The following is a 13,620-nucleotide window of genomic DNA, read 5'->3' on the forward strand; positions in this document are numbered from 1 at the left end:
CAAGATTAAAAATAAAGGTAATGCTGTTTATTAAATTTAGCTGCGTAGCAGCTTAATCGCTTGTCTGTTTCCTTTAATCTCTGCTCAACTACTGCATAATCATTTTTGCGTCGCTGTAGCTGTTTAGCTAGCAAAGCAAGTGCAGTGGCTAATCCAATAGACACGAAAAATAATAAATATGTCATTTAGTTTCTTATACATTTTTATAGGTATATCGATTTAAGGTTTCAACTAACCGGAAACAAGCAATTTTTACAGATTGGGTTAGGCGCGATCGCAAATATTTTTTCACGATTATGAGTCGATCGCTCTTCCAATTGAGCTAATCAAACGATATAGTTCAAGTACTCGGCGCTATACGCTCATACCAAAGGATGGCGCACCAGTTAGGCATATAGAACCTAAACTATAGCTTTGTAACTTTTTGACTATCCCAGTTCAAATTTAGCACAGGAAAAACTATCTGTGGTAGGGGCAAAGCAATGCTTGCGCCCCTACCACATGGTCTATTTACCTGGAAATAGCTGTATTTATTCTTTGGGAATCCCTAGATGTTCCCTCAAATCAACGTAAGGTATTCTATTGCTTCTACTGATGGGGGGCGCACCTGCCTTTCCTTGTCGCCAAGCCAGGAGATTAGTTAGCGCCTGCACACCATCTTCACTGGGTTTGAGGGTCAATATCAAGTTTTCACAACCACCATTGACTTGATTTGCAGTGCAAACCACATTTTGTCCATTCATTTTGCCGACAGTAATAAACTTCAGTTCTCTGTTGCGGCGGTAAGTTTCCAAGCGGTGGCTCACGTCTTGACAGCGCGTCAGTTTATTGTAGCCAGCGTCTCTGAAGTAATTGGAAGTCCAGCGAATCCAAGGCTCAGAAACACCTCTAAAATTTGTGTACACCGTCACAGGTTTGTTTCCTGACGTGTCACAATAAAATCCTCGTCTACTTTCGGCTTGACTTGGCTGATTGATGGTTGCAGTCGCGCCGAGAGCGATCGCACCTGCAACCAAAACATTTGTTAATGATGCCAATTTCATGGGTAACTCTCAAATCTTGAGTAAAAAGTTTTTATTTGCCTCTCTTCCTACTAGAAGTAGGGAGATGAGAAGAATTCCAAATTGTTTGGGGTTTTAAGCGTTTTTACTTGTATACATAATGAGCCGCAACCCACTTGCGACCATGATTTGTTTTTTCCCAATGTCCAGTAACCAACACTTTCTTTTTCACTGGTGGTGCATAACGCTTAACTTGTAGTGGTTTTTTTGCGATTATTTGAACAGGTCTATTAAGACCGTGGGGATTAACAATAACCTGTGATGCTGACGCTTGTGAAGGAATAGAAGTAACAGCAAATGGTAAAAGAAGCACTGCACCAGCAAGAATTTGTTTAATATTCATCACTAAATCTCCTTTGGTAAACTCCATGATTAAAGTTCAGTAAACCTTAATCTGGTTGATGTCTCATGTTTATAAGCATAGGAATTTAAACAGCTATGCACTAGTGATAAAAGTAACTAGTTGAATCATGACTTAAGTAATCTTTAATGTCAGGGTTCTCAGGTTTTAATCACGAATAAACCTTATCCTATCAATGCTATAGGGAGCATCTCAGTGAAAGCAAATATACCAGATGAGAAACAAGATTCTTGTTCCCTCTCCGTGGGTTCGGAGAGGGTTGGGGTGAGGTTTTACAAGGCTTTTTACGAAAGTGAGATGCTCCCATGCTATTTCTATTGAAAGCAGGAGTATTATTAATTGCCCCAACTCGGCAAAAAACAATTACCTCAAATGCAGTGTCTAGGACGGGCTATGCCTCAATTTGACCTATGCTCACGATTCATTCTTGGGCTTCAGTCTGGAAAAGCCAGACCAGTCATTGGGTCACGGATATACAACCCTAGTGTGAGACTACGCATCACTTCATCCCAAATGGGTATTAGCGGCTCTGCTTGATCTGCCCAATAATCGAATGTAATCAAGCACTGAACATTCGACCCCAAACCAATGCAAGTCCGCGAAAAAGCTTCCCGTGGCTCTGCTTGGGTATCAATGAACTTCATCTCTGTCCACACAATCCTGGCGGTTTGGCGCTTGACGGTAAAAATTTCTCCCTTAGCAATGACGTTGCGGCTATCGTCTTCCATGACTTTCTTCAAGGTGGATTTTAGCGGAAACTGGCTCCAATCATTGGGTGGGAGGCGATTGAAAGATACTTCTAGGCAGCAATCATCGTTGGGCGGTTTTTTATCGAGGAACTTGAAAGATTTCTCTTGTGGCTCAAAAACCCAATTCTGGGGAACATTGAAGCGAACAGCGCCTCGATCTGCTACAAAAATCTTGTAGCCTGATGGAGATTCCCAGCGATGGTCAGGTTTTAGTTCAAGCGTTTCTTTAATCCACTGGAGATTGCTTTTCTTACGCTTTGCCATAGTGTTTTTGCAAGTTTGCTCAAGAGTGCATCACCAAACAGCCCGTTGTAGATGTCGCCTAAGTTGGGTAACAGGCGATCGCCTACTTTGTTAATGTTATCAAATTCCTAGTATTGATAGGGTGCATTGTCGCAAGGGCACAACGTACTACATCTCGTACTGCATATATAGGGATTTATATTAAGTGTAATTGCCCCATCCACAAGCTACTTTTATTATCTCGTTGTAGATAACTGTTAAAGGATGTTATACAGGGGGCTTCATCTATCTAGATAATCAACGCGCCGTTACAAGATAAACTAATTATGCTGCTACCGTCGTGACCTCATTAGATGTAGCCTCAACCATAACTGTTACATCATAGTTCGACCGAAACTCGGCAGCAAAAGGATTGAACCACAGCCATCTCCTAACTAAACGGCGATCGCAAAAAATTTGTAAGTTGCGTCTTGCTAATAAACCAACCGAGGGCTTGTATGAGACAGATTTGATTTTATTTAGCCCAACCTACGGCTAGAGATAAATCTGCTTTAACACATACAGTAATTAAAAAAAAGAATTTAAGCAATTACCAAATTCTATTTTTATTGCCGAAAAAGTTCAAAACATAGATAGATGCCATATAGTTAAATATCTTTCTAAAGGAAGATGCTTTTTTCAAAAGATTACTTTTGTTAGACCATAATTTGAAAAGAATAGTAGATATATATTTGATTCAATGATATTCATCAGATAAATTTTATAAATCTTAGTCTTTTATTAACGTTTAACAGTTATGATGACAGAGTAGTGAATGATACTAATTCGCATTGGGATATTTAGGGATAATTTTGTTATAGATTTATCCCCTAAGCTGCAAAATGTAGCCGAAAGCAACTACTGAATAGGGAAATCTTTAAGGTAATAAGCATGACTTATAGTATCGAGTCCGCACGCAATATTTTCTCTAGCACTCAAGTGGCAGATGCTGTTCCAGCCACTACAGCAAAGTTTGCTGAACTCAACATTGACGATCAGTTGGCATTTCTCTGGTATGCCTACGCTGAACTAGGTCGTACAATTACTCCAGCTGCTCCCGGAAAAGCAAATCTCCAATTAATGGAAGGTATATTCAACGACATTAAGCAGATGTCTCATGAAGAACAAACGCAATTAATGAGAGATTTAGCGAGTAATGCTGACACTCCCATTAGCCGTTCTTATGCATACTTTGGTGTCAACGCTAAATTGGGATTCTGGTGGCAGTTAGGAGAGTGGATGAAACAAGGTATCGTCGCTCCTATGCCAGCAGGCTATAAAATGTCAACTCAAGTTAAAGCGGTGCTAGAAGCTGTTCAGAGAATCGATCAGAGTCAGCAAATTACTGTACTACGCAATACTGTAGTAGATATGGGATTTGATCCGTCTCTGGCTGATAAAAAACAGGCAGAAGTCATAAACTTTAAGTTCCCGCGTGCGTCTCTAAGTCCCCAATTTACTATTGAGGGAGTTACAGAACCAACAGTGCTGAAATACATTGAAGCGATGAATGCAGATAACTTTGAAGCTGCTGTTGCTTTATTTGCTAACAATGGTGCGCTGCAACCACCTTTCCAAAAACCAATTGTTGGTCGAGAAGCGATCACTTCCTATCTACGAGATGAAGGACAAGGGTTAGTGATGAAGCCAACCAAAGGCGTTTCGGAAACTATAGAAGATGGTTATACACAGCATAAAGTTACTGGTACAGTCGAAACTCCTTGGTTTGGAGGTAATGTTGGGATGAACATTGCTTGGCGATTTTTACTCGATCCTCAAGGTCAAATTTACTTCGTGGCTATTGACTTACTTGCTTCTCCCAAAGAACTGCTTAACCTAACTCGCAAGTAAAATTTCTTTGGTCTGTTAAGACAAAAGCAATTGCGCTTGTCTAAGATGATGTTTTAAAAGGGTTTTTTGCTATCATCGTTAGCACAGCATTGCATCTTAGTACATAGCTAAAACCTTAATTTGGCGTTGTACTTAACCCAGTGCAGAACTGAAAAATTATAACTTTCGGGACTTTTAAAACATCTTCTAAGCGCCATGATGCTTATCAAATAAAATCTCAATCAAAGCTCGGTTCACCTAGAACCGAGCTTTAGTTAAATTTAGGCAAACTAGTGTAAGTTGGCTGTTTACTCAAATCAGCGTTAACCATGTTCCCCAGTGTTGCTGATTTAAAAAAGCGTTATGCTGCCGCGTTATTCTTTGGCAATTTTGACTCAGAACAACAAATTATCGTAAAAAGTTAAGTGCATCTGGCTGCTTTACATGATCGACTTCCCCTATTCTCTGCATCCAGTCTCGTCTAAGTTGGGTACGTTCCATAGTTGTGCCAAACTCATCAATCCAAACATCTGAAGCAACTTCCTGTAAGAAAATCTGCCATTCAGTACGGACACCTTCAGCACGTAATACCCGATCAACAAATTCTTCGACAATAGCAAAGCCTGCTTGACTTGGTTCTTTTAAGAGAGTCTTAAGTTCTTTTTCACAGTTGTTAACTGCTTCAGCTTGAGCTTTAGAGAGATTATTTGCAATTTTCTCAGCAGGGGAAAATGTATGTATTCCTGCTGTCTTTATATCCATATACCATTTGTCTAGCAGACCTCCTTCAAGTCTGTAGGTTGTTCTATTCGGAGTTAAAACATCTAGATGCCTTCTAATTCTATGTTGAACCAGTCCCCGATATTGAAGATCGAAGGTTGCAAGTGTCTGAAAACCAAGTCTCAGACCAGTTAAATTCTCTGGAATTTTATCTGCCAACTGCTTTAAGAATTCACTACTATTACCTTCCGCAATTTTTCCTAATTTGCCATGAGTTTTTAGAACTCCTACTACACGAGACTTTGATTCTTCTAAAGATTCTTTTAATGCACTATCCAAAGAAAGAAATTGTTTTGAGAGATGAGTACGCACTTTATGCAAGGACTCAGCATAAGCAGTCATGTATGCACCAGCAGCATAACACTTTTGCTGAATCTCCTCCAATTGAGGAATGCCCGTTTTTGAACGACAAGCTGCGATCGCAATATCAACGGCTACCTTAAAGTTTTTATCGTCGGTATCTCGTTCAGAGATCATTGATGAAGTTAGACATTCAAGTTCTCTGGTCAAATCATTCCAAAACTTCTCAAAAAGTTCAAGGAATTTTGGAAACCAATCATCTTTAGCTTTTTCTAACTCAACAGCAACAGTTCTTTGAAGCTGAATCAGTCTGTCTTGACAGGCAGAAGCATATTGTCGATCTAATACTTCAACTCTCTGTCCTAGATAATGTAAGACTCGATCTAATATTTCAGTTTGTGCTTCTTCTGAGCTAGTACAGTCTGCAATTATAAAATTTTGAACATCAATGTGTTTCTCAGATATTGTCGCAGCTAAACTTTCACAATTTCTTCGATTATCAGAACTTCCGCTGATCTGGTTAAGTACCATGAAAGACCATTCTTTAATAGGAAGGTCAATTAGGGCGCTATTAGCCATATCATAAAGTTCAACGTCCTCTTTTGCCCAGAAATCACCAGTGGATTTGGGCATTCGTACAAATAAAACTAAGTCTATGTCCTGCCCTAATGTTTTTATCATTCGCTCTTCGTCACCAATCCCGGTGTCTCCTAAACCGGGCATATCAACTAAAGCAATTTGTCCGATATCTACATTTGGGAAAGAACAGACGATTTTTACCTCTCGAACTGCCAAGTAATTGAAGTAGATACGTCGTCTGTCTAACGTATCTTGAGCTACGTACTCTCGGATTTCATGTCGTGGGACGCGACGTGGAGAAGGTTCTGACAAAACATCACGATATTTGTGAAGATTTTGGTGATATCTACAAAGATGATCATACTTAGCCGCAGCCTGTCTTTTTTCAGCTAACTCTCTAGGAAGTTCTGGTAGTGGAATATCAGCAAAATCTTGAATAGAACGCGGTCTAGAACCGAGATGAAGTTGCTCGTAGTAAGGGGCAATCACTTCATCTAGGAAGGAACGCTCAGTATGAAACCAAACTTCAGCATAAGTTTCTCCTACCTCTGAGTTGTGGTGAACGTTGCTACGAACTCCCGTACAGTGTTGGTCATCACCATCTGGAATTTCAGCCGTTGATAACCCTGTCAAACTTTGCAGAAGTCGGCTTTTACCTTGTCTAGCGCGTCCTACCACCCCAATATTAAGGGTATTACGGGAAAACCGAGACTTGAGACTGTTGAGAGCAGTTAACTCAGTATCAATACTTCTCTGAATGGCAGAACAATCAATTTCTCTGAGTCTTCCAATTGTGCCAGGATCACCAACCCTATCAATTAACTGGTCACGCTGCTTTTCAAGTTGACGTAAGGCAGCCGAAAGAGTTTTGAGGTTAATCTCTACGGTTTCAATTTTTTGACCTAATGGACGGCGTTTTTGAATTATTTGAGCGATTTGGGTAGCTCTCAGTGTTGCAGCACTGTCAATTTGCATAGTTGATGGCATAGCTTATTGCCTTTTAGTAAACTTAATTTGAGAAGTATTGAGTAGTTCTATAGCTGAGTATTCCCCAACAACACACATACTGAACAGTCGCCCTACAAAATTTTTCTCAGCAGTAATTTAATCGTGGTCTTAAGCTACACCAAGAACTTAGGCTTACTTAGCGATCGCCTGTCCTTACGATGACTATGACTAGTCACTGGATCAGGAAAAATAAATAAATACTCAACTACTGATTGTGGGGTGGACATCTTGTCCGCCCATAGCCAAAGGCGGACAAGATGTCCACCCCACCAGATTGAATAATTTATTTGTTGGAAATCCTTTATTACAAGTTGTTTTGAAACAGTTCTAGAACATGTCCCCAAGCATCAGGAGCAGCTTCAGGATTGTAACTTGGGTGCTGGGCTAAAAATGGGTACTTGTCTACAAAGAATCCGGCAAAGAATCCGTGTCCTGCATCGTATCGAAATACACGATGATTTATTTGATGTTTCTTTAATTCTGCCTGAATTTGCTCGTTTTCTTCCTGGGAAACTAATGAATCTCTTGTACCAAAAAATGCATAAATAGTACCTTTAATTTCTGAGGTGCGATTAATGGTTGGAGTATCTTCACCATAACTAGCAGTGGTAATCCCACCACCATAGAACGAAGCTGTTGCTTTGATATCGGGTAAAGTTGCAGCCATATAAGCAACATGACCGCCAAAACAGAAACCAATGACGCCAATTGCATTATTTTTGACATTGGGTAAAGTTTTGAGGTAAGTAATGGTAGCTTGAATATCGCTGAATATCTCTTGATATTTTACTTGTTGATAGTATTGCAAACCAAGCCGATAGCTTTCTGGGCTATACCCAACATCTTCAGGGCTAAAGTCAGCCTCAAAACCAGGAGCAATACGTTGATACATGGCTGGAGCTATTGCTATATAACCTTGTTTAACTATTAGTTCGGTGATATCTCGAATATTACTATTGATTCCAAAAATTTCTGGAAAAACTATAACCGCGCCAAAGGTTCCTTTTTGTGCTGGTTGAGCTAAGTAAGCATCGATTTCTAAGTCATTGTTAGCTACTTTGACATAGGAAGTGCTAATTTCGATGTTTGTTATTTCTACCATCTTTGTTTCGGCTGATTTTATACCAATTCATCTATTCTGACTGTTTTTCGAGACCAATGGGCGATGTCTATGATCGGCGGAAACACCAAAGGAAATCGCTTACCCTCAAGCATGACGCAGATCAAATAAATTTCTATCTTTTGAATAGGTGGTATTTCAAACTTCTGGATGATGCTAAGGGTTTTTGATTTGTGCGACCTTACATAAAGTAAGCATAAAGACTCAAAATTAATAACCACAAGAAAAAACAATGCCCGATCAAAGTTTTAGAACAAACATTCCAGAAGTTGACCCAACGGAGATTGAAGATACTCGAACTGCGATCGCTGACGAACATCACTCGTTTCTTGAAAAGGTGATGGTTAAGAGCGGATTTGCGGATTTGTATGATGCAAGAGACTTTACCGAAGTTGTGTATCGCGTTATGCGTGACTTAATGACCACGGACACAATTGATCGGGTTGAAGCAGAACTGCATACAGAGGCTGTGCCTACAGATGAAAAAGCACTCCAGTTTGAAGTGGCTGAACTCTGGAAAGACACCAATCCCATTGTGAGATTTTTAAGTCGAATCCGTCAACCTTTAAAAGGCCCGGCTCCCATTGGAATTGATTCCAAGCTATTTCTGACGCGGGTTGCTAATGAAGGAGGAGTTCCAGGATCAGTCGATGCAGAACAGGCAGTTAAAGCGGTATTTTCTGCCACTAAAGACGAACTTTCCGAAGAGCGGATTCAGGAAATTGCTGGCTCGCTCCCTGATTATGTACGTCAGCTTTGGGAGCAAGCTTAATTAGAAGTATAAAAAAAGTCAAGTCTGTTTGCGAGTAATGATCACAAACAGGCTTTCTATATAATAGACATCTCCGAAAAAGAATTGTTTTGACATAGCATTGCTACGTCTCTACAAGGGTTCTGGATAACGCATATTTAATTTCTGGAGATGTCTAATAGGTTTACCCTACAGCAAATGTATACTGCCGTACATGAGGTGCATGATATGCTATCACAATATCTTGCTTAGGCACTCCCTGCCTCACGAGTTGATCTGCGATGCCTCCGGCGGGCTACGACCGATGATTTCTACCAATTATGCCTTATAGTCAGTTTACAACTATCAGTAAAGTTAAAGAAGCTTTCGGGTTAAAAACGCAGGAAGGTGGACGATTTATTCCTGCCACTGAACCAATTGAAGCATCTGCTACACTGACGGCATATCTTGAAGAAAGTCTGCCACTTGCTTCTTCAGCGAGTGAAAAAGCGCGTTCAGAAGGAATTATTTACCCAGTATTATTAGAAGTTAGACGAATATTAAATCGCCAAATTAGCTTATTCTCTGGAGAAGATTTTACAGTTGATGAGGCAGTTGGACTTAATGGAATGTGTGATTTTCTTTTGAGTCGTTCGCCGGAAGTGCTAGAAATTGAAGCACCATGCATTGTAATTTTGTCAGCAAAAAAAGCTGATTTAAGAACAGGGTTTGGACAATGTATTGCAGAAATGGTTGCCTCACAAAGATTCAACGCCGCAAAAAATCGTCCAGTTGCTGTAATCTATGGTTCTATTAGCAGTGGTACACAATGGCGATTCCTGAAGCTGGAGGATAATATTGTCACCATTGACTTGATGGATTATCCCCTTCCACCTGTGGAACAAATTCTCGGATTTTTAGTTTGGATGGTTCAAAACAGTTGATAGATGCGTAAGCGTTGCATTGCAGTATGATATCACCTCACAAGTAAATCTGTGACAAAATAATATTGTTGTCTTATAGCTAATGCGATCGCTTACGACCTATGATTTCTACCATCTCGCGCCGCTACAGCTTGGATGAATATCGTGCGATCGAAGAAAAAGCCGAAGGACGCAACGAATATCGAGATGGAGAAATTGTGCCCATGCCTGGAGGAACGCTCAAACACAGTCGTATCGGTGGCAATATTTTTGCCTTCCTCAAGTTTTTGCTGCGCGATACTCAATTCGAGCCAATTAACAGCGATTTACGGCTGTGGATTCCTGAACATCGACGCGGAGTATATCCAGATGTAATGGTTTTTGACGGCGAACCACAACTAAATGCTGAACGTTTAGATGAAGTTTTAAATCCCGTGCTGATTGTTGAAGTCCTATCTCCTTCCACCGCAGATTACGACCGACTCAGTAAATTTCGGATGTATCGTTCAATTGAGAGTTTTAGCGAATATTTATTAGTAGAACAGAATGAACCTTTTGTTGAACGCTATAGTAAACAAGCCAAAGGTTGGTTGCTCAGTGATTTTAGTAGCTTAGAGCTATCTATTTCTTTAGATTCAGTTAGTATTGATTTGCCGATGGCGGAAATTTATCGCGGCGTTGTTTTTGAGTAAAGTAACTCTGGCTTTTTGCGACAACGCACGCTAAGTAAGGGATGTGTACTAAACAGAGATTTATCCTGTAATTACTTTTTAGACAAATTCACGCTACGCCATATTGCGTATATTGACGCAGGTAAGATGGCTGTAATCCCAAAACAATATCTTCTTTAGACACTCCCATCTCAGTCAAATCTTCAGCAATTTGGATATCGGTCATATTATGCTGAATCCATATCTTTTCATCTTTGATATCGAGATGTATCACACAATTATAAATTCGGTCATATCCATCCCAACCAATCTCTAGAATCTGGTAATGATCTCGCGCCGTATCGAATATCAATTGGATTTCAACATCTTCCTCTGAAGGTTGGTAACTGCCATACTTCGTTAATAAATTTTGAATATATTCACGATACTGGTCTAGCTTTGCCATTGCACAATCACCTCAATCTTTGGATCGTAAACTATCAACTTAACTTGATACTCTTGTACTGAACTTTGGGCAAAGTCTCGGCTAAATAGTGAGCGATAGGTTGAGACTGGAACTGCTAAAAACAAAACTCGTTCTGGCTCCCTGAGTCGCAGAGCTAATCGATAATTGAGAAACTGCATAACTTTCAGTTTATCTGCACGAGTTAAATTTTGCAGGGTAGGAAATAGCTCTACGGCGTTCCTAATTGTCATGCTAGAGATGAATCAACATTTCTATCTTTCCACAAATTTTATCACATTGTTGAGAGCGGGATCAATATTATAAAAATTACAGCATAATTACGAATACTCAGTATGAAGAAAATATAGTTATGATGGAAGGCAAGTTTGTTCTTAAGATTAAACCCGTATCAAGCAAAACTGCAATTACCTTAATGATTTTGTTTTTAGTCTACAAAGATCAAGATTGACTTAACATATCATATCAAACTCACATATAAACACAAAATAATGCTCAGAACATTTATCTATTTTGATGCCTCAACGATTGATTATGAGGTATTGCAGCAAATCTACTCTACAAACAGTCAACTCCAGGAAGTTGAGCAAAATATATCTGTTTTTGAGTTTGATGCCATAACATTTGCCCATGCCTTAATGTTGTTAGGGCAAAATGGAAACCGATTTGGTTATGATCTTTCGCTCTACCTTAGTACAGTAGTTTATTTTTTTAATAATTCGACTAGATCTGTTAATGGATTAATAATTGTTGATCAAGGCTCTTCAGATTTTAAAAAACGTATTTCTGAAGATTTAGGAGTCGCAATATCCTCTTTATTTATGGCTCAATCATTTCAGATTAGATGGGAAACTATTACTCAAATACCTCAAAATAAAAAGCTTTCAAAAAAGACTCCTGACTTTTTGGGATTTAACCTAAATGATGAAAGATATATTTATGAATCAAAAGGAACGACTCAGCCACAGAATATCGAAAGTGCCATGACTAAGGCACTGGAGCAATCGAAAGGCTATCCAGAAACTGCTACAGGGAAATTTGCGATTGTTTCGTACTTTCCGACGGGAGGCAAAAGTATGCCACCGTTCACATTTATTGCAGATCCTCCAATTTCTGACATTTTTATACCTGAAAGAGAGAATTCAATACTTTTGCATTACACTCATGTTCTTAGCTTTGCTGGCTTAGACAATACTTTACGATTTTATGAAAATTTGCTCGTAGAAAAATTTAAATTGGATAGACAAGATGAGCAAGAAAGAGTTTCATATCGATTTAGAACAAATCTTGGACTTCAACGTTTCTTAGATACAGTAATACAAACTTTTGAGCAAGAAAGGTTGACAAAAGATACTTTTGCATGGAGAAATATAACTTATATAGGAAGGTATTTAGACCTTCCAGACGGCAGAAGCCGCCTATTTACGGGTGTTCATGTGGAAACGATAGAACAGATTCTTAGACTTGATAGCAACATCCAGGTATTTACAGATAGCCGTGTTCGAGAGAATGGAGAAGAAATTAGTACCTTGTCTGACGGAACAATCTTTAAAATTCAAGCACCAGATGCCGAAAATCAACGTTTTCCCGCCAAACCACTTAAATTTAATTAATGTATTTTAAGAATGCTTATCTAACAACTTTTGAAACAAACTCTCAGATGCCCAGAAAGATGTGTTTTTAAGACTTTGGATAGTAACTGGTAAATTGATGAGCTTCATCGTTGTTGCCTGATCCAGAATTCCCAGGATACCTGTGATAACCAAATTTCTATCTTTGGCAATGCGTCTTGCTTTCATGTCGTCTAATATAAGTAAATCTGCATTGAGTTCATGAGCTAGCAGTATAGCCTCAGATTCACCAAGATCAAGCAAATTTGCAATCGCATCCGTACTTTGGCTAACGGTTTGAATTTTTAACCAGCTGGGTGGTGTTGCAATCCAAGCTTGGACAGGCGGTGGAGCAAGTCTATCAGATAGCTCAGTATAAACTGCTTGAGGAATGATAATTTGCTGAAATAGTTCAGGTAGGAGGTTGATTTGCCCAATCAAAATTAGGTAGTTGATTGGAGAAGTGTTGGAGACAATAATCATTCAGTAGCTCGTAGGTTACGAATCGCTTGAACATCTTCTTCTAAGTCTTCTTCAGTGTAGGGTAAATAAGCTTGTTCACGTTTGAGGAATTCATAGGTTTCCCATCGAGAAGATAAATTCAGCATTCGGTGGACTTCGGCGGCTCCAATGCGACCTTGACGATAATTATCAGCTGCGATAAGTTCCAAAACTCTCCGGGAAATGTTCGTGGGTTGCACTTGTAATTGATTGGCTATATCATCGGGGAGTTCAATGATAATTTGCATAAGTTATACTCCTTGGTTAATTTGAACTTTTGCAGTTATCCTGTGATGAAATTATAATCTATCCATGACTTCGTTTTTCTTGTATGTAGATGCTGTATGGCTAGCAAAAGTCACTAACGATAGTTTTTCACCCATAAATCATAGCAAATTATATAAAGTTAGTATAATTTATCAGCAAATTTAACTTTGTTTATAAACCATTTCCATTCTCAACTTATCATTCTCCATCCTCAACTTAGCATTCTCCTCTCTAATCAACTCAACTTCATTTCTCTTACTCAAAGCTTGATTAATTGCCAACTTCCGCATATCTAACGAAAACCAACGCTGATAAGTTTGTGTATGAACCTGTACACTATGCCCCAAATTATCCGCCGCAGCTTTAATTGGTATCCCCAAAATAT

General features: G+C 39.3%; 15 protein-coding genes and 2 pseudogenes. 5 read left to right on the plus strand and 12 right to left on the minus strand.

The window, feature by feature from the left end; all coding sequences use genetic code 11:
• Positions 1 to 5: 5 nt before the first annotated feature.
• The 4 genes from HWQ23_RS14400 to HWQ23_RS14415 form a co-directional block, all read right to left on the minus strand.
• Positions 6 to 185, minus strand: coding sequence for a hypothetical protein (locus HWQ23_RS14400; RefSeq protein WP_292829370.1), 180 nt, complete (start codon positions 183 to 185; stop codon positions 6 to 8).
• Positions 186 to 530: 345 nt separating this feature from the next.
• Positions 531 to 1,043: a COP23 domain-containing protein gene (locus HWQ23_RS14405; RefSeq protein WP_292829371.1), complete on the minus strand. Its 513-nt coding sequence runs from the start codon at positions 1,041 to 1,043 to the stop codon at positions 531 to 533.
• Between the two features lie 103 nt (positions 1,044 to 1,146).
• On the minus strand, positions 1,147 to 1,404 hold the full coding sequence (locus HWQ23_RS14410) for a hypothetical protein (RefSeq protein ID WP_292829373.1): 258 nt from the start codon (positions 1,402 to 1,404) through the stop codon (positions 1,147 to 1,149).
• Positions 1,405 to 1,856: 452 nt separating this feature from the next.
• Positions 1,857 to 2,435: a hypothetical protein gene (locus tag HWQ23_RS14415; RefSeq protein WP_292829375.1), complete on the minus strand. Its 579-nt coding sequence runs from the start codon at positions 2,433 to 2,435 to the stop codon at positions 1,857 to 1,859.
• 909 nt (positions 2,436 to 3,344) lie between these two features.
• On the opposite strand from HWQ23_RS14415, the gene HWQ23_RS14420 reads away from it, so the two are divergent.
• A complete protein-coding gene (locus HWQ23_RS14420; protein WP_292829377.1) occupies positions 3,345 to 4,304 on the plus strand; it encodes an orange carotenoid protein N-terminal domain-containing protein in 960 nt (319 codons plus the stop codon).
• A 387-nt stretch (positions 4,305 to 4,691) separates the two neighbouring features.
• On the opposite strand, the gene HWQ23_RS14425 is transcribed toward HWQ23_RS14420, so the two are convergent.
• A complete protein-coding gene (locus HWQ23_RS14425) occupies positions 4,692 to 6,929 on the minus strand; it encodes a hypothetical protein (protein ID WP_292829379.1) in 2,238 nt (745 codons plus the stop codon).
• 325 nt (positions 6,930 to 7,254) lie between these two features.
• Positions 7,255 to 8,052: a dienelactone hydrolase family protein gene (locus HWQ23_RS14430; protein ID WP_292829381.1), complete on the minus strand. Its 798-nt coding sequence runs from the start codon at positions 8,050 to 8,052 to the stop codon at positions 7,255 to 7,257.
• Between the two features lie 250 nt (positions 8,053 to 8,302).
• Here HWQ23_RS14430 and HWQ23_RS14435 point away from each other — a divergent pair, with 250 nt between their 5' ends.
• Positions 8,303 to 8,842 (plus strand): DUF2267 domain-containing protein, encoded by a 540-nt coding sequence (locus tag HWQ23_RS14435; RefSeq protein WP_292829383.1) that lies wholly within the window; start codon positions 8,303 to 8,305, stop codon positions 8,840 to 8,842.
• A 163-nt stretch (positions 8,843 to 9,005) separates the two neighbouring features.
• Here HWQ23_RS14435 and HWQ23_RS14440 read toward each other — a convergent pair.
• Positions 9,006 to 9,107 (minus strand): annotated as a pseudogene (locus HWQ23_RS14440) (element excision factor XisI family protein); the annotation flags it as partial.
• Between the two features lie 34 nt (positions 9,108 to 9,141).
• Between HWQ23_RS14440 and HWQ23_RS14445 the strand changes: the two are divergent.
• Positions 9,142 to 9,744, plus strand: a complete 603-nt coding sequence (locus HWQ23_RS14445; RefSeq protein ID WP_292829385.1) for a hypothetical protein — start codon at positions 9,142 to 9,144, stop codon at positions 9,742 to 9,744.
• Positions 9,745 to 9,845: 101 nt separating this feature from the next.
• Positions 9,846 to 10,415, plus strand: a complete 570-nt coding sequence (locus tag HWQ23_RS14450; RefSeq protein ID WP_292829387.1) for a Uma2 family endonuclease — start codon at positions 9,846 to 9,848, stop codon at positions 10,413 to 10,415.
• 88 nt (positions 10,416 to 10,503) lie between these two features.
• On the opposite strand, the gene HWQ23_RS14455 is transcribed toward HWQ23_RS14450, so the two are convergent.
• Both HWQ23_RS14455 and HWQ23_RS14460 read right to left on the minus strand, forming a co-directional pair.
• Positions 10,504 to 10,839, minus strand: a complete 336-nt coding sequence (locus tag HWQ23_RS14455) for a XisI protein (RefSeq protein ID WP_229468291.1) — start codon at positions 10,837 to 10,839, stop codon at positions 10,504 to 10,506.
• Positions 10,827 to 11,090, minus strand: coding sequence for an element excision factor XisH family protein (locus tag HWQ23_RS14460; protein ID WP_292829392.1), 264 nt, complete (start codon positions 11,088 to 11,090; stop codon positions 10,827 to 10,829). Before HWQ23_RS14460 ends, HWQ23_RS14455 begins: the two co-directional genes overlap by 13 nt.
• A gap of 258 nt (positions 11,091 to 11,348) precedes the next feature.
• On the opposite strand from HWQ23_RS14460, the gene HWQ23_RS14465 reads away from it, so the two are divergent.
• Complete coding sequence (locus HWQ23_RS14465) at positions 11,349 to 12,470, plus strand: hypothetical protein (protein ID WP_292829394.1); 1,122 nt, start codon at positions 11,349 to 11,351, stop codon at positions 12,468 to 12,470.
• Positions 12,471 to 12,476: 6 nt separating this feature from the next.
• Here HWQ23_RS14465 and HWQ23_RS14470 read toward each other — a convergent pair whose 3' ends face one another.
• The 3 genes and pseudogenes from HWQ23_RS14470 to HWQ23_RS14480 form a co-directional block, all read right to left on the minus strand.
• A complete protein-coding gene (locus tag HWQ23_RS14470; protein ID WP_292829395.1) occupies positions 12,477 to 12,950 on the minus strand; it encodes a PIN domain-containing protein in 474 nt (157 codons plus the stop codon).
• Positions 12,947 to 13,216, minus strand: coding sequence for a UPF0175 family protein (locus HWQ23_RS14475; RefSeq protein WP_292829396.1), 270 nt, complete (start codon positions 13,214 to 13,216; stop codon positions 12,947 to 12,949). The genes HWQ23_RS14470 and HWQ23_RS14475 overlap by 4 nt, the downstream gene beginning before the upstream one ends.
• Positions 13,217 to 13,396: 180 nt before the next feature.
• A pseudogene (locus tag HWQ23_RS14480) lies at positions 13,397 to 13,620 on the minus strand (site-specific integrase); the annotation flags it as partial.

It is taken from the genome of Nostoc sp. JL33, assembly GCF_017114985.1.
Classification (GTDB): Bacteria; Cyanobacteriota; Cyanobacteriia; order Cyanobacteriales; family Nostocaceae; genus Nostoc.